The sequence below is a fragment of the Burkholderia ubonensis subsp. mesacidophila genome, assembly GCF_002097715.1.
GTDB lineage: Bacteria > Pseudomonadota > Gammaproteobacteria > Burkholderiales > Burkholderiaceae > Burkholderia > Burkholderia mesacidophila.
In genome coordinates this window covers 972,327-986,840 of record NZ_CP020737.1, presented here as the reverse complement: position 1 = coordinate 986,840, position 14,514 = coordinate 972,327, and the positions used below count along the sequence as shown (strand labels likewise).

The 14,514-nt window shown below is 62.3% G+C and carries 15 protein-coding genes, 1 tRNA gene and 1 pseudogene; 10 read left to right on the top strand and 7 right to left on the bottom strand.

Annotation, left to right across the window (positions count from 1 at the left end):
- The first annotated feature begins 245 nt into the window (after positions 1-245).
- Together B7P44_RS36165 and B7P44_RS04725 are read left to right on the top strand one after the other, a co-directional pair.
- Positions 246-1,163 (top strand): retron St85 family effector protein, encoded by a 918-nt coding sequence (locus tag B7P44_RS36165; RefSeq protein WP_133118093.1) that lies wholly within the window; start codon positions 246-248, stop codon positions 1,161-1,163.
- Positions 1,156-2,127 (top strand): retron St85 family RNA-directed DNA polymerase, encoded by a 972-nt coding sequence (locus B7P44_RS04725; protein WP_084901259.1) that lies wholly within the window; start codon positions 1,156-1,158, stop codon positions 2,125-2,127. The genes B7P44_RS36165 and B7P44_RS04725 overlap by 8 nt, the downstream gene beginning before the upstream one ends.
- Positions 2,128-2,195: 68 nt before the next feature.
- Here B7P44_RS04725 and B7P44_RS37445 read toward each other — a convergent pair.
- Positions 2,196-2,463: pseudogene (locus B7P44_RS37445) on the bottom strand (hypothetical protein).
- Positions 2,464-2,749: 286 nt separating this feature from the next.
- Here B7P44_RS37445 and B7P44_RS36160 point away from each other — a divergent pair.
- A complete protein-coding gene (locus B7P44_RS36160) occupies positions 2,750-3,097 on the top strand; it encodes a hypothetical protein (protein ID WP_133118092.1) in 348 nt (115 codons plus the stop codon).
- Between the two features lie 321 nt (positions 3,098-3,418).
- Here B7P44_RS36160 and B7P44_RS04715 read toward each other — a convergent pair whose 3' ends face one another.
- Together B7P44_RS04715 and B7P44_RS04710 are read right to left on the bottom strand one after the other, a co-directional pair.
- Positions 3,419-4,621 carry an XRE family transcriptional regulator gene (locus B7P44_RS04715; protein WP_084901257.1) on the bottom strand — a complete coding sequence of 401 codons (1,203 nt, stop codon included), beginning with the start codon at positions 4,619-4,621 and terminating at the stop codon, positions 3,419-3,421.
- The gene (locus tag B7P44_RS04710; protein ID WP_084901254.1) at positions 4,605-5,270 is read right to left on the bottom strand and encodes a hypothetical protein; all 666 of its coding nucleotides are present in this window, start codon (positions 5,268-5,270) and stop codon (positions 4,605-4,607) included. Before B7P44_RS04710 ends, B7P44_RS04715 begins: the two co-directional genes overlap by 17 nt.
- A 234-nt stretch (positions 5,271-5,504) precedes the next feature.
- Here B7P44_RS04710 and B7P44_RS04705 point away from each other — a divergent pair.
- Together B7P44_RS04705 and trmB are read left to right on the top strand one after the other, a co-directional pair.
- A tRNA-Gly gene (locus B7P44_RS04705) sits at positions 5,505-5,579 on the top strand.
- A 133-nt stretch (positions 5,580-5,712) separates the two neighbouring features.
- Positions 5,713-6,480, top strand: a complete 768-nt coding sequence (gene trmB / locus B7P44_RS04700) for a tRNA (guanosine(46)-N7)-methyltransferase TrmB (protein ID WP_084901251.1) — start codon at positions 5,713-5,715, stop codon at positions 6,478-6,480.
- Positions 6,481-6,636: 156 nt separating this feature from the next.
- Here trmB and B7P44_RS04695 read toward each other — a convergent pair whose 3' ends face one another.
- The 3 genes from B7P44_RS04695 to B7P44_RS04685 all read right to left on the bottom strand — a co-directional run bounded on the left by B7P44_RS04695 (position 6,637) and on the right by B7P44_RS04685 (position 8,498).
- The gene (locus B7P44_RS04695) at positions 6,637-7,467 is read right to left on the bottom strand and encodes an undecaprenyl-diphosphate phosphatase (RefSeq protein WP_084901250.1); all 831 of its coding nucleotides are present in this window, start codon (positions 7,465-7,467) and stop codon (positions 6,637-6,639) included.
- Between the two features lie 78 nt (positions 7,468-7,545).
- Positions 7,546-8,127: a DUF1439 domain-containing protein gene (locus B7P44_RS04690; protein ID WP_084901247.1), complete on the bottom strand. Its 582-nt coding sequence runs from the start codon at positions 8,125-8,127 to the stop codon at positions 7,546-7,548.
- Positions 8,128-8,192: 65 nt separating this feature from the next.
- Complete coding sequence (locus B7P44_RS04685; RefSeq protein ID WP_084906415.1) at positions 8,193-8,498, bottom strand: YkgJ family cysteine cluster protein; 306 nt, start codon at positions 8,496-8,498, stop codon at positions 8,193-8,195.
- A 173-nt stretch (positions 8,499-8,671) separates the two neighbouring features.
- Here B7P44_RS04685 and hemN point away from each other — a divergent pair, with 173 nt between their 5' ends.
- From hemN to B7P44_RS04665, 4 genes are all read left to right on the top strand, one after another.
- Positions 8,672-10,057, top strand: coding sequence for an oxygen-independent coproporphyrinogen III oxidase (gene hemN / locus B7P44_RS04680; protein WP_084901245.1), 1,386 nt, complete (start codon positions 8,672-8,674; stop codon positions 10,055-10,057).
- 75 nt (positions 10,058-10,132) lie between these two features.
- A complete protein-coding gene (locus B7P44_RS04675) occupies positions 10,133-10,390 on the top strand; it encodes a hypothetical protein (protein ID WP_084901243.1) in 258 nt (85 codons plus the stop codon).
- 101 nt (positions 10,391-10,491) lie between these two features.
- A complete protein-coding gene (locus tag B7P44_RS04670) occupies positions 10,492-11,145 on the top strand; it encodes a protein-L-isoaspartate O-methyltransferase family protein (protein ID WP_084901241.1) in 654 nt (217 codons plus the stop codon).
- Between the two features lie 8 nt (positions 11,146-11,153).
- Positions 11,154-11,477 carry a rhodanese-like domain-containing protein gene (locus B7P44_RS04665; RefSeq protein ID WP_084901238.1) on the top strand — a complete coding sequence of 108 codons (324 nt, stop codon included), beginning with the start codon at positions 11,154-11,156 and terminating at the stop codon, positions 11,475-11,477.
- Between the two features lie 66 nt (positions 11,478-11,543).
- On the opposite strand, the gene B7P44_RS04660 is transcribed toward B7P44_RS04665, so the two are convergent.
- Positions 11,544-12,872, bottom strand: a complete 1,329-nt coding sequence (locus tag B7P44_RS04660) for an omega-aminotransferase AptA (protein ID WP_084901235.1) — start codon at positions 12,870-12,872, stop codon at positions 11,544-11,546.
- Between the two features lie 315 nt (positions 12,873-13,187).
- On the opposite strand from B7P44_RS04660, the gene urtA reads away from it, so the two are divergent.
- Positions 13,188-14,495 (top strand): urea ABC transporter substrate-binding protein, encoded by a 1,308-nt coding sequence (gene urtA, locus B7P44_RS04655; protein WP_084901233.1) that lies wholly within the window; start codon positions 13,188-13,190, stop codon positions 14,493-14,495.
- Positions 14,496-14,514: the final 19 nt, after the last annotated feature.

The following is a 14,514-nucleotide window of genomic DNA, read 5'->3' as shown; positions in this document are numbered from 1 at the left end:
GCTCGTTGGTCTACGCCGGCAGGACAGCCCTAACAACAGTCAATCGCCACCGGCGAAAAAGTCGGTTGCTCCGCGAACATCTTTCCGCAATAATTAAATCGCCTAGCATTTTGTTCAGCTTCGGCTGAACCGGGTTGCGGGTCGCAATCCGCCTTGATTTTTTACCTCTCTGGCGATGGGTACCGCTTCGGTCCCTCGTCAGTCGACGAGTGACCGAAGCGGTACCCATCGACGCTCTAGTAGGCATGCTTACGCGCAACTTAACGTACGAGAATAGCGCCATCGGCAAACGGGTGAGAACGTTTGGGCTGGATCTTCGATCCAGCCCTCCTGCTTTTTCTCGCGGAAACCGACTTTTCTTCCTTTGCGGCGCCAACCAAAATCCAGGCAAACCATCCGCACGACGCGAAGCAATTAAAACGTTCGCTGAAGGCGTGTCGCCCGAATACCGAGTCATTTACGCCGAGGGAATCTTCAATGAACTCGCAAGACTTGGGCAAAACAAGAACGCACTGGATCTCGAACACGAAATATCGGCAATTGCCGATAAGATCCTGATTGTTCTAGAAAGCCCAAGCGCTTTTTGTGAGCTTGGAGCATTTGCCCACCCGACTCTTCGAAAAAAATTGGTCATAATTAATGACTCAAAATTTCGAGGAAGCAATTCATTTATTGAAACTGGACCAATTGCAGCGGCGACGGAAGCCAAGTCCCCAACCTTGTGGTACCCGATGGGGGCAAATGGCATCACCGAGACCGACGGCATAGGAACAATCTTCAGCGATCTAGCTGACGCACTGGATACGCGCGCCACAGCAACGACCACCTTTAGACCAGCGCGACCGGATGATCTTGGCGCAAACAAATACAGCCTATATTTTATCCACGACCTTGTTCTCTTCTTTGGCCCGGTTTCAAATAAAGAAGTGATCGCGATCTTGATCGAAGCATTTGGCAAAAAGAATTTTGATATGGCGGCAAAGCTTCTTGGCGTCCTCCGAGAAGCAAGGCTGATAGTTAGTCACTTTATAAACGACACCTGGGTATATCGAGCAGTTGGCACAACCCCCTTCCTTCGCTACTCAACAGATATCGATTCGCTGATGGCAACGTTCCGACGATTTCATTGGCAATCAAACCCCGAAAGGTTCAGCCATGTCTGACATCGTGGACCGAATTGCTGGCGATCTATCGGTACCTAGAGCATTGCTGGACGATGCCATTCAGGCAGCTTATTTTCGCTTCAAAAAATTCACAATCAAAAAGCGCTCGGGAGAGGATCGTCATCTGATTCAACCAGCCGCAGAGCTTAAACTTGTTATCGCCTGGCTCGACGCTGTCGTCCTATCAAAACTACCCGTAAGTGACCTAGCCACTGCGTTCCAACCGGGCACCTCAATCGTCATGAATGCCGAGGCACACAGAAAATCTGCATATTCGGTGCGTTTAGATGTGTCGGGATTCTTTCCATCCATACGAAGCAAGGATCTGATACGGGCGATTAATGACGCAAAGCCTCGATTTGAGGAATGGGTTTTCACTCCCGCATTCGAGCAACTTGTTCGAAAGGCATGCTTTGACAGAAGCGACCGCCTTCCTGTCGGATATCCTTCGTCACCACGTATCGCAAACGCGGTCATGTATGAGCTGGATATGCGTCTGAACCAGCTCATAGCCGCTGCCCCTGAACGTTTTGGGCAAGCAGTACTAACCCGATATGCAGATGATTTCGTCTTTTCGACAGACAAACAGGGAGCATGCAGAACGTTCGCCGATGAACTACAAACCATTCTCGCGAGATGCGCAAGCCCTAAGCTTTCAATCAATGTAGCGAAGACGCGTTACATGAGTCGCAAAGGGGGATCGACGCTCATCACGGGTTTACGTGTCAATATGGATGGCAAAGTCGGGGTTCACGCCAACTACCGCGATCATATTCGATTGCTGTTGAAGCTCTTTTCGGTGGGTAAGCTAGATTTCGAAGAGCACGAAAAGCTGCGCGGACATCTAGCATTCATTGAGCACGCCGACCCGAGATTATTCACAAAGCTGTCCTTCAAATACTACAAGGAAATCGCTAGTCTACGCATGAAGAAGGCAGTTCCCGAGCAGGAGTCGCCTCAATGACAGACAGGAAATGCCGGGACCAGCTCTATTATCTTGCCCATCGGCTCGTGCTTATCCTTGATCAGTTGCTAGTAGGTGGTTGCGCCGGCCTTCGTCAGTTTCACCTCGGCGATGAACTTCTCGATGATGTCCTTCCTGGTCACGTCCTTGATGGTCCGCATCCGCTTGTAGATTTCCGTCGCCTGTTCCATCTTCGTCGGTGTAGCCCAATGCCGCCGTCGCTGCAGGATCATTTTCAGTCGAGTTAGCCGTCGAAGTCGCCTGCTTTAGGTCAGCAGCAACCGGCTTGCTCGCTTTCTCATCCTTGCTCGTTGCACCTTGCTTCTGATCGACCATAATCGCACTCCGTTCGTTGAAAGTGCGTCCACGGTCGAGCAGATCGACCTTCAGGGCAACGGCGAGCGAGCAACCACGACCGTCACGACGACGACCAGCACGAAATCCCACTGGCAATAGCGCCGACCCATTCCATCATGACGGTGAGCGCGGGCGCTCAACCGTCACTCGTCTTGACACGAAATAGCTGCAAGAGTAGGTTCGATGCTGCCCCAAAATAATCGGGGCACACGCGTACCTGTGCATTCCACACCACACAAACCTATCAATCCTTGCATGGATTTATATGGCGACCAAGAAGACTCCGGCATCGACAAAAACCGCCACGCCTGCCAAGGCTCCAGGAAAACCACGAAATCAAAAAAATCTCATCCCGATTGGTGACAAGAACGTTCCCGTCTATGCATCCCCTCGTGTAGCGAAAGCCATGGAGGAAATCACGGAAGATATGACCTTGTATCATGGTGTCCGGCTCTCCCAAGTTTTAGAGGCCGTGTACACCCAAGGACAGAAGGATGGCGCTAGAAATGCTATCGAAACTCTGGAAAACAAAGTAGCTGAGATAAAAAACACGGTCCCCCACCGTAACCCTGGTCAACCCAAAAAGCCGCAGAAAAACTCGAAGGGAAAATAGCGTACCGCGAGCAATTCCTGGCAGGAAGGTTCCATAGGGGCCATTCTGCCTCGATGCGTCGACAATACCGCCTCGGGAGTGTTGAGTGTCGTCCATGCAACGACTATTACGGCGAACGCCGCGGAAGGACAACGACGCAAAAGGCCGGTTTGCATTGGGACCTAGCGGCGGCCCCAACACATTGGCCGTACTGATGCTCGTCTCGGTGAATTGCATCTACGTGAAGGCCTTCGATCGACCAACACTTGATACAGCGGCAACCCTCGAAGACAATTATCGAGGGCCACCTTCATACAATTCTTGCGCTCACCGCGCACGGCATCACTTCTTAAACCGCTCAAACGACACGACCGCGCCCTCTTCCCGCATCACCCTCCGCGTACTCGGCGTCGTCGAACGAAGGACCGCAAGGTCCAGCACTTCGGCGGGCGCACGGAAGTAGTTATCGCGCAAACAGCAGAGCTTCACTACATCGTTCGCAGAAAACCCTAGGTGCTGCGGAATCCGTTCAGCAGGGACGATGCCCTCGTTGACAAGAAGTTCCACGGTGCGCCGAAGCAAGCGTGGCATCTCGGGCTCCCACTTTTCGTCACCCGGTTCAGCCTTTGAACCCCAACGCGCAGACCGGCGCTTAAAAAGCGATAACTTTTCTTCATCACTAAGCAGACCGAGGGCGTGCAACCGCATCATCATGGCGGCGACTGATGCACCCCAACGCTGCTTCAAGATAAGCAGGTTGTCCAAATTCGTGGGAATGCGGATCTCGGACGCGAACGTTTCCGCCGGAAGCAACAGCGCACCGGCAAATTGGTGCGCTTGCTTTTCCATCTGGTTGTAGCGGTCTCGCTCGTCAGCTCTCGGTATATGCTTGTGTAAAACGAGATGACCGATCTCGTGCGCCAAGTCGAATCGACTTCGAAAAGCGTTAGCCTTGTCCGCCGAGAGAAATACTATCGGCCGCTCAAGCAGCTTGCTCCAACTTGAAAGGCCTTCGATTGCCGAAATATCCGTTTCTTCCCGCACAATGAGGATCCCAGCACCCTCAGCAGCCAATGCCAAATTTTGGATCGGACCACGACCCAACTGCCAAAGGGAACGACACTCTTCGGCTGCTGCTTCGATGTCAGCATCGCTGATCTGCTCGGGATCTTGAAACGAGCGCTTCGGTAGATTCAACTGCGGGAAATCAACATATTCGCTCAAAACAACTGAAATTTCCTGCGCCCATTCCGTACGAGCCTCCAGCTTTGCCCGAGCAGCCTTAAGCGCTGAAGCATTACTGCGGTATAGCGGACTCGACACACGCGGCAACACAGGACGCGTTAACCAGTCCGGCTGGACATTCAGTACGGAAGCGAGGCGCTCAAAAGTATCAGCTTCAGGCGCTTGATCTCCCTTGCACCACTTCGTAACTGTTGACGCCGCAACGCCAACAAGGCTCGCAAGTTGGCCTTTTGTAAGGCTGCGTGCGGCGAGCGCCTGTTCCAGGCGTGCGGGCTGAAGATCATTAATTCCCTTGGTCATTTCCAGTTTGCTTCTTGGGCTGCGTCTTGAGTTTGGGCAGTGCGTTGTCCGGCTGCTCCACCGCGTTCGTTTGCTCGTACAGGCTCAAGAATTCGCTCACCGACTTCATATACAGCCAGGATTTCATATCGGGCGCCGGAAGCGCCAACATGACCTGAGTCAGCTGAGCGATGCCATTCGCGTCGATGCCATCCATCACACCGAGAATGAAAATAGTGCCTGCCGCCGCGTCCGACGCTTCATCGAACAAATCGCGCTGCACATATTTGCGCTCGATGCTTTTGTTGACTTCTGCCAACGTCTTGCGTGTCGCACTCCGCCGCAAATTCACCCATTGATGCCCGGGGACATTGAGACGTGCGACGTGGAAGATACCCCAGCGTCCAACAACCAAGCGCGTACCACGAAGAGGCGTCGGATCTGCACCGTGCGCCAACAAAGCGTCGTGGAAGGCCTCATTGATGTAGAAGTGCTTCACTTGGCCAGCGGCAGACGGGCGGTGCCCTTGCGCAAACGCAGACGCTTGGGCGCGGCCTTTTACGTCCCCATTGTGATATGCATCCTCGCAAGCCATCAGCGCATCACGCGGAATGTTTTGGACGATGAGTTGTTCCAGAGCTTCGATACCATCAACGGGCGAAGTCGCCATACAAGACACACCGTAGGTTGTTTTCGAGTAACGCGAATTTTATCACAAAAAGTTTCGCGTACAAGCGAAGCCAACCTATTTTCGTTCGCGTCTGTGCGTTACGGCGTTACGTTGACACTCTCGCGCTACCAGTGCTGCCACCGCTCCCCCACCGAGCGATGCCAGTTTCGATGCCACCGTCCAAAACCACCCCATTGCCTTCCCCACCCAAACCCTTGTAGAATCATACGTTCTGCGGGCGTCGTATAATGGCCATTACCTCAGCTTCCCAAGCTGATGACGTGGGTTCGATTCCCATCGCCCGCTCCACTTTCCGGCTGCAACGCAGCCTGCGCGCCAGCCGCCTCATTGAAGGCGGCTTTTTTGTACCGCGCGCCGGTCCGGCCGGCGCGTGCTGCGCGCCACGGGCCCTCGCCCGCAACCGAGCCTTTCTCTGTCACCGATGATGCACGACGACCCGAACGAAGCCGGCCTGCCGCCGCACGACGACGCCATCCCCGACGAAGCCGCCACCGGCGGCGACGCAGTCAATCCGCTGCACCACCGCCGCATCCGCAGCTTCGTCACCCGCGCCGGCCGCGTGTCGACCGGCCAGCGCCGCGCGCTCGACGAACTCGGCCCGCGCTTCGTCGTCGGCTATACGCCGGACCAGCCCGACTGGAGCGCCGTGTTCGGCCGCACCGCGCCGCGCATCCTCGAGATCGGCTTCGGGATGGGCGCGTCGACCGCTGAAATCGCCGCGCACCGCCCGGACGACGACTTCCTCGGCGTCGAGGTGCACGAGCCGGGCATCGGCGCGCTGCTCAAGCTGATCGGCGAGCAGGACCTGACGAACATCCGCATCATCCAGCACGACGCGGTGGAAGTGCTCGAGCACATGATCGCGCCGGACAGCCTCGACGGCGTGCACATCTTCTTCCCCGATCCGTGGCACAAGGCGCGGCATCACAAGCGCCGGCTGATCCAGCCGCCGCTCGTCAAGCTGCTCGCGTCGCGCCTGAAGCCCGGCGCGTACCTGCATTGCGCGACCGACTGGCAGAACTACGCGGAGCAGATGCTCGACGTGCTCGGCGCCGAGCCGTTGCTCGAGAACACCGCCGACGGCTACGCGCCCCGCCCCGACTACCGCCCGGTGACGAAATTCGAGCGACGCGGCATCCGGCTCGGCCACGGCGTCTGGGATCTCATTTTCCGCAAGCGCGCAGGCTGATCGCGGCGCGGCCGTATCCACGCGGCCGCATCCGCCACGCATCACGCAAACCGCACAAGCAACGACGGCCCGACCGGCATCTGCCGGTCGGGCCGTCTGTCATTGAGCTCGCCGAACCGCGCGTCAGGCGTCAGGACTTGCCTACACCGCCCCGCGTCACGCCCAGTTCAGCCAGCCGCTGTATCCGACCAGCAGCACGAACAGGCCGAACACGATCCGGTACCACGCGAACGCGGTGAAATCGTGCGACGCGACGTAGCGCAGCAGCCAGCGCACGCACGCGAACGCGCTGACGAACGACGCCACGAGCCCCAGCGCGAACAGCCCGAGCGAATCGACCGTGAACGCGTGCCAGTCCTTGACGGTTTCGTAGAGCGTCGCGCCGAAGATGATCGGAATCGCGAGGAAGAACGAGAATTCGGTCGCGACGCGCCGGTCGAGGCCGAACAGCATCCCGCCGATGATCGTCGAGCCCGAGCGCGACATGCCGGGAACCAGCGCGAAACATTGCGCGAGGCCGACCTTGAGCGCATCGAGCGGCGTCAGCGCATCGACCGACTGCACGCGCGGCGTCTCGCCCCGCTCGCGCTGCCGCGCCTCGGCCAGCAGGATGATCACGCCGCCGACGACGAGCGCAAACGCAACCGGCACCGGTGAAAACAGCGCCGCCTTGATCTTCTTCTCGAGCAACAGGCCGAGCACGACCGCCGGAATCGTCGCGATCACGACGTTGAGCGCGAAGCGCTGCGCATCCGGCCGGCTCGGCAGCCCGGCGACGACCGACGCGATCCGGCGCCGATACTCCCAGCACACCGCGAGGATCGCGCCGAACTGGATCACGACGTCGAAGGTCTTCGCGTGCGCATCGTTGAAATTCAGGAAGCTGCCCGCGACGATCAGGTGGCCGGTGCTCGACACCGGCAGGAATTCCGTCAGCCCCTCGACGACGCCGAGGAGCAATGTCTTGCAGATCAGTATCCAGTCCATCCGTGGCCCAGTTTCGAAATGGTCGAAAAATGGGCCACGCAACCGCCGCGGCCCGCCCCGGCCGCGCGCGACGCGTCGTCACTTCTCGACGATCGCCACACGTATGCCGTTTGTAAGAATTGTGATTGTACCGGGTTCGTAATTCACGCCGGCGAATTGCAGCTGTTCCGGCTTGAACGTGTAGATCGGATAGTTGGTCAGCAACTGGGTGGCGATCATGCCGGCGGCCGCGCCGATCTGCTGCGCGTACATCTGCGCGTCGCCGTCGAGCGTCAGGTTGTCGACGGCCGGCGCCTTGATCACGACCGAGCGGCTCGGCGCGTCGTACGCGAGCTGGCCGGAAACGGTGAACTTGCCGTCGACCGGCGCGCGCAGGAACGGGCTCACGAAGTGCGCGTCGAGCTGCACGGCGACGCGGTTCTGGTCCGGCAGCAGGCTGACGACCGGATTCGCGAGCGACACGTCGAGCACCGGCGCGACGGTCTTCTGGTACGGGAACTTGCGCGCGAGCGCCTTCTGCACGTCGCCGCGCGAGAACGTGTAGTGGTCGGGAATGAACGGAAACGTCGACGCGCACGCGACGAGCGACACCGACACGCCGACGGCGGCGGTGCATGCGATGAGGAAACGGCGCCGACTGGACGCGCGGCTGGCGGTCATGCTGAATCTCCTATGCTTGCCGGAATGGGCGCCTGGTCGATCGGAGCCGGTGCTTCATGTCGACGTCAGCGCGGCTGCGACGGTTGCGTCGCGGTTTCGAGCCGGGTGAGCCACGCGAGCGCGTCGGCGCGCGACGCGCCGCACATCTCGGCCGACGGCTGCAGCCCCGAGCAGCACGCGGGGCGCTCGGGCCGGCCGAAGATCCGGCAGCGCAGGTCGTCGCCGAGCTGCACGCAGCGCACGCCGGCCGGCTTGCCGCCGGGCATCCCCGGAATCGGGCTGGAAATCGACGGCGCGATGCAGCACGCGCCGCAGGCCTCGCGGCACGCATGGGGCGGCGGAACCTCGGCGGGCACCGGACGGACAGGCATTTCGACGGACAACTCGGCTCTCTCGAACGGAACGACGGCAACAACGCGGCGCCGCACCTCGGGTCCGGCCGCCGCACCCCGCATTGTGCCATCCCCGGCTGCGACGTTATTACACAATGCGGACGAATCGCGCGTTTATATACTCGGAAGCATCTAAAAAGCGCGAGACCGCGATGAGCTCAGCCGACACCTTGTTCCGTCCCGATTTGCTCGCGAAGTACGGCGCGAACGGGCCGCGCTACACGTCGTACCCGACGGCGCTGCAGTTCCGCGACGACTTCGACCCGGCCGACTACGTGCGCGCGGCCGGCGATCCGGGCGCGTCGTCGAGCGAGCTGTCGCTGTACTTCCACATCCCGTTCTGCAACACGGCCTGCTTCTACTGCGGCTGCAACAAGATCGCGACCAACAACCAGCGCCGCGCGCGCCCGTACCTCGACCAGCTCAAGCGCGAGATGGCGCTGCAGGCCGCGCTGTTCGACCCGGCGCGCCCGGTCACGCAGCTGCACTGGGGCGGCGGCACGCCGACCTTCCTGTCCGACGACGAGACGGCCGAGCTGATGGCGGCGACCCGCGAGCATTTCACGCTGGCGCCGGACGCCGACGCCGAGTTCTCGATCGAGATCGATCCGCGCACGGTCACGCCGGCGACGCTCGTGCACCTGCGCACGATCGGCTTCAACCGGCTGAGCCTCGGCGTGCAGGACTTCGATCCGGCGGTGCAGCAGGCGATCAACCGCATCCAGCCGCTCGCGATGACGGCCGACCTGCTGAGCGCCGCGCGCACGACGGGCTACCAGTCGGTCAGCGTCGACCTGATCTACGGGCTGCCGCACCAGACCGTGACGAGCTTCGGCCGCACGCTCGAGACGATCATCGAGCTCGCGCCGGACCGGCTGTCGGTGTTCGGCTACGCGCACATGCCGCACCTGTTCAAGATGCAGCGCCAGATCGACGACGCCGCGCTGCCGCCGCCCGCGACGCGCGTCGCACTGCTCGGGCTGGCGATCGAGATGCTGACGTCAGCGGGCTACGTGTATATCGGCATGGACCACTTCGCGCGGCCGGGCGACGAGCTGGTGGCGGCCCAGCAAAACGGCACGCTGCAGCGCAATTTCCAGGGCTACAGCACGCGCGCGGACACCGACCTGATCGGCATCGGCGTGTCGTCGATCGGCAAGGTCGGCGACGTCTACGCGCAGAACGCGAAGGACCTGCCCGCGTACGGCGCGGCGCTCGACGCGGGCCGGCTGCCGGTCGCGCGCGGCGTGCGGCTCAGCGCCGACGACCGGCTGCGCCGCGACGTGATCACCCAACTGATGTGCAACCTCGACCTGCCGTTCTCGCACGTCGAGGCCGCGCACGGCATCCGCTTCGCCGATCATTTCGCGCGCGAGCTGGACGCGCTGCGCGCGTTCGAGCGCGACGGGCTGCTGACGATCGGCGGCGACCGCCTGACGATCCACCCGGCCGGCCGGATGGTGGTGCGCAACATCGCGATGGCGTTCGACGCGTATCTCGCCCACACGCCGCAGCAGCGCTACTCGCGCACGGTCTGAGCGGGCCGCCGGCCGCGCACGCGCGGCCGGTTGTTGATAAAGTGTGGGCCTCGAGTCCGCTGCAGAACCCGCACCATGCGCACCACCAAGGCGACCCACGCGGTCGAACGCCTGAAAACCCGCTCCGGCAACCCGCACTTCGCGGCCGTCGCGATGGCCGGCGGCCTGTTCTATCTCGTCGACCGCGCCGGCGGCACGTCCGAAAAACGCAGCGAGCCGCTGCCGCTCGACGAATTCGTCAAGTTCGTCGACGACCTTGGCCCCAAAAAGCCGCGCAAGGCCAGCAAGCTCGACCTCGCGTTCGAGGAACAGATCAAGAACAGCAAGCGTTAAGGACCATTGCAGGGCTTCCGAAGGCTGGCCGGCGGCCCGGTTTGGTACAATCGATAAGTTTCTCTATCCCCGCTGATAGCCGACCAGGCTGCATGACCACCATGAATATCGAACAAGCGCGTTTCAACATGATCGAACAGCAGATCCGTCCGTGGGACGTCCTGGATCTGGAAGTTCTGGGCCTGCTGTCGATCGTCAAGCGTGAGAATTTCGTCCCGGCCGCGTACCGCGACCTGGCGTTCGCCGATCTCGAACTGCCGCTGCCGGGCGGTCACAAGATGCTGTTCCCGCGCGTCGAGGCGCGCGTGCTGCAGGAACTCGCGGTGAAGAAGCACGAGAACGTGCTGCTGATCGGCGCGGGCTCGGGTTACCTGGCCGCGCTGTTCGCGGCGCGCGCGCAACACGTGACGGCCGTCGACATCGATCCGGTGGTCGCGAAGCTCGCGGAAGACAACCTGCGCAGCAACGGCGTGACGAACGCCGAAGTCGCGCTCGGCGACGGCTCGCGCGGCTGGCCGGCGAAGGCGCCGTACGACGTGATCTGCGTCGCGGGCGGCCTGCCTGTCGTGCCGCAGGAGATGCTCGAGCAGCTCAAGGTCGGCGGCCGCCTGTCGGCATTCGTCGGCGGCCGTCCGGTGATGAAGGCGCAGATCATCACGCGCATCGACGACACGCAGTACCGCGTCGCCGACGTGTTCGAGACCTACGTCGACCACCTCGTCAACGCGATCGAGCCGTCGCGCTTCAAGTTCTGAGCCCCGTCATGCAGATCCTGACGCCCGCGATGCTCGCGGACCGGCTCGCCGACCAGACCCGCCCCGCGCCCGTGATTCTCGACGTGCGCGAGCCGTGGGAAATCGCGACCGCGCAGATCGCGGGCAGCGTGTCGATCCCGATGCAGCAGATTCCCGCGCGCAGCGAGGAACTGGACGACGAAGCCGAGATCGTCTGCGTGTGCCATCACGGGATGCGCAGCGCGCAGGTCGCGATGTTCCTCGAATCGCGCGGCTTTACGAAGCTCTACAACCTGCAGGGCGGAATCGACGCGTGGTCGCGCGACGTCGATCCGTCGGTGCCGCGCTACTGAGCTGACTGAGCGGCCCACACGAATTGCCCGACGGGCGCGCGTTGCGCGCCCGTTTCTCATTCCGCCCTACTCCGTTTCCTTCAGCGCCTCGGCGACGATCGCGAACAGCTCGGCAATCTGCGCCTCCTCGACGATGAGCGGCGGCGAGAACGCGAGGATGTCGCCCGTATAGCGCACCATCGCCCCCTTCTGGTAGCACCTGACGAACACGTCGTACGCGCGCGCGCCCGGCTTGCCGTCGCGCGGCTTCAGCTCGACGCCGCCGACGAGGCCGAGATTGCGCACGTCGATCACGTGCGGCGCGTCCTTCAGCTTGTGGATCTCGCGCTCGAACACCGGCGCCATCCGCGCGGCGCGGTCGAACAGCTTCTCGCGCTCGTACAGGTCGATCGTCGCGCACGCGGCGGCGGCCGCGAGCGGATGGCCCGAATACGTGTAGCCGTGGAACAGCTCGATGCCGGCCGGCGCGCCGTTCACGATCGTGTCGTGGATCGCGTCGCTCGCCGCGACCGCGCCCATCGGCACCGCCGCGTTGTTGGTGCCCTTCGCCATCGTCAGCAGGTCGGGCGTCACGTTGAAGAACTGCGCGGCGAACGGCGCGCCCAGCCGCCCCCAGCCGGTGATCACCTCGTCGAAGATCAGCAGGATGCCGTGCTTGTCGCACAGCTCGCGCAGGCGCTCGAGATAGCCCTTCGGCGGAATCAGCACGCCGGTCGAGCCGGCGACCGGCTCGACGATCACCGCGGCGATCGTCGACGCGTCGTGCAGCGTGACGAGCCGCTCGAGCTCGTCGGCAAGGTGCGCGCCCCACGCGGGCTGCCCTTTCGAGAACGCGGCTTCGCTGAGGTTCAGCGTATGCGGCAGGTGATCGACCGACGGCAGCAGCGCGCCCGAAAACGCCTTGCGGTTCGGCGCGATCCCGCCGACCGAGATGCCACCGAAGCCGACGCCGTGATAGCCGCGCTCGCGGCCGATGAAGCGGGTGCGCTGCCCTTCGCCGCGCGCGCGGTGATACGCGAGCGCGATCTTGAGCGCGGTATCGACCGCTTCCGAGCCGGAGTTCGTGAAGAAGATGTGCCTGAGGTCGCCGGGCGTGTGGCGCGCGATCCGGGTGGCCGCCTCGAACGCCTTCGGATGACCCATCTGGAAGGTCGGCGCAAAATCCATCTCTTCGGCCTGCGCCTTCACCGCCGCGACGATCTCGTCGCGCCCGTGCCCGGCGTTCACGCACCAGAGCCCGGCGGTGCCGTCGAGAATGCGCCGGCCGTCGTGCGACGTGTAGTACATCCCCGTCGCCGATACCAGCAGGCGCGGCGCGTCCTTGAACTGGCGGTTGGCGGTAAACGGCATCCAGAAGGCGGACAGGTCGGGGGCGTTCGTTTGCGGCTGACTCATGGTGGCTCCTCGGTGGATTCGTTCGGCGCGGCTGCACGAAGGCAGCGCGCGCCGGCGTGGTGCGAAGACATGATGCGAAGCAAGGCGAAACCCGAGTGTAAGCACCACGACGGTGAAGTACAACCGTGCACCATTTGCGCCCGCCCGCCTGCACCGCGACGAACCATTCGTGCCACACGGCGCGTCACGCGCACCGCGCCGCCGCCCGCGCGGGCACGTCCGCCGTGCACGCGCGCGGCTGGCACATGCCTTGCGTAATACCGATGGTCGACGCCGCAACGGCGCACGCACATCCAACACGTCAAGGGGAACTCGATGAAACGTCGCAGTCTGTTGAAGTTCGGATCGATGGCCGGCGCGCTCGCGCTCGCGGGCAAGAGCCCGTTCGCCCGCGCGGCCGAGGCGGGCAGCGGCCCGATCAAGGTCGGCATCCTGCATTCGCTGTCCGGCACGATGGCGATCTCCGAGACGTCGCTGAAGGACACCGCGCTGATGACGATCGCCGACATCAACAAGAACGGCGGCGTGCTGGGCCGCAAGCTCGAGCCGGTGGTCGTCGATCCCGCGTCGAACTGGCCGCTGTTCGCGGAGAAGGCACGCCAGCTGCTCACGCAGGACAAGGTCGCGTGCGTGTTCGGCTGCTGGACCTCGGTGTCGCGCAAATCGGTGCTGCCCGTGTTCGAGGAGCTGAACGGCCTGCTCTACTATCCGGTGCAGTACGAGGGCGAGGAAATGTCGCGCAACGTGTTCTACACGGGCGCCGCGCCGAACCAGCAGGCGATTCCCGCGGTCGAGTACCTGATGGGCACCGAAGGCGGCGGCGCGAAGCGCTTCTTCCTGCTCGGCACCGACTACGTGTATCCGCGCACGACCAACAAGATCCTGCGCGCGTTCCTCAAGTCGAAGGGCGTGAAGGAGGCCGACATTCAGGAGGTCTACACGCCGTTCGGCCACAGCGATTACCAGACCATCGTCGCGAACATCAAGAACTTCTCGCAAGGCGGCAAGACGACCGTGATCTCGACGATCAACGGCGACTCGAACGTGCCGTTCTACAAGGAGCTCGGCAACCAAGGGATCAAGGCGACCGACGTGCCGGTCGTCGCGTTCTCGGTCGGCGAGGAGGAACTGCGCGGGATCGACACGAAGCCGCTCGTCGGTCACCTCGCCGCGTGGAACTACTTCATGTCGGTGAAGAACCCGGCGAACACGAAGTTCAAGGAGCAGTTCGCCGCGTGGGTGAAGGCGAACAACCTGCCCGGCGGCGCCAAGCGCGTGACCAACGACCCGATGGAAGCGACCTTCGTCGGCATCCACATGTGGAAGCAGGCGGTCGAGAAGGCGAAGAGCACCGACGTCGACAAGGTGCGCGTCGCGATGATCGGCCAGAGCGTCGCCGCGCCGTCCGGCTTCACGCTGACGATGGACGGCAACCATCACCTGCACAAGCCGGTGATGATCGGCGAGATCCGCGGCGACGGGCAGTTCAACGTCGTGTGGAAGACCAAGACCGCCGTTCGCGCGCAGCCGTGGAGCCCGTTCATCGCCGGCAACCAGGGCAAGCCGGACATCGTCAGCTCGATCCCGGCGTTCCTGCGCCGGCAGCGCGCGGCGCTGGCCTGATGCGATCCGGCGCGCCGCG

Excerpts from the sequence above, each read along its gene's own strand:
- B7P44_RS36165 (WP_133118093.1), top strand. The coding sequence starts at position 246 with ATGCTTACGCGCAACTTAACGTACGAGAATAGCGCCATCGGCAAACGG.
- B7P44_RS04725 (WP_084901259.1), top strand. The coding sequence starts at position 1,156 with ATGTCTGACATCGTGGACCGAATTGCTGGCGATCTATCGGTACCTAGA.
- B7P44_RS36160 (WP_133118092.1), top strand. The coding sequence starts at position 2,750 with ATGGCGACCAAGAAGACTCCGGCATCGACAAAAACCGCCACGCCTGCC.
- B7P44_RS04715 (WP_084901257.1), bottom strand. The coding sequence starts at position 4,621 with ATGACCAAGGGAATTAATGATCTTCAGCCCGCACGCCTGGAACAGGCG.
- B7P44_RS04710 (WP_084901254.1), bottom strand. The coding sequence starts at position 5,270 with ATGGCGACTTCGCCCGTTGATGGTATCGAAGCTCTGGAACAACTCATC.
- trmB (WP_084901251.1), top strand. The coding sequence starts at position 5,713 with ATGATGCACGACGACCCGAACGAAGCCGGCCTGCCGCCGCACGACGAC.
- B7P44_RS04695 (WP_084901250.1), bottom strand. The coding sequence starts at position 7,467 with ATGGACTGGATACTGATCTGCAAGACATTGCTCCTCGGCGTCGTCGAG.
- B7P44_RS04690 (WP_084901247.1), bottom strand. The coding sequence starts at position 8,127 with ATGACCGCCAGCCGCGCGTCCAGTCGGCGCCGTTTCCTCATCGCATGC.
- B7P44_RS04685 (WP_084906415.1), bottom strand. The coding sequence starts at position 8,498 with ATGCCTGTCCGTCCGGTGCCCGCCGAGGTTCCGCCGCCCCATGCGTGC.
- hemN (WP_084901245.1), top strand. The coding sequence starts at position 8,672 with ATGAGCTCAGCCGACACCTTGTTCCGTCCCGATTTGCTCGCGAAGTAC.
- B7P44_RS04675 (WP_084901243.1), top strand. The coding sequence starts at position 10,133 with ATGCGCACCACCAAGGCGACCCACGCGGTCGAACGCCTGAAAACCCGC.
- B7P44_RS04670 (WP_084901241.1), top strand. The coding sequence starts at position 10,492 with ATGAATATCGAACAAGCGCGTTTCAACATGATCGAACAGCAGATCCGT.
- B7P44_RS04665 (WP_084901238.1), top strand. The coding sequence starts at position 11,154 with ATGCAGATCCTGACGCCCGCGATGCTCGCGGACCGGCTCGCCGACCAG.
- B7P44_RS04660 (WP_084901235.1), bottom strand. The coding sequence starts at position 12,872 with ATGAGTCAGCCGCAAACGAACGCCCCCGACCTGTCCGCCTTCTGGATG.
- urtA (WP_084901233.1), top strand. The coding sequence starts at position 13,188 with ATGAAACGTCGCAGTCTGTTGAAGTTCGGATCGATGGCCGGCGCGCTC.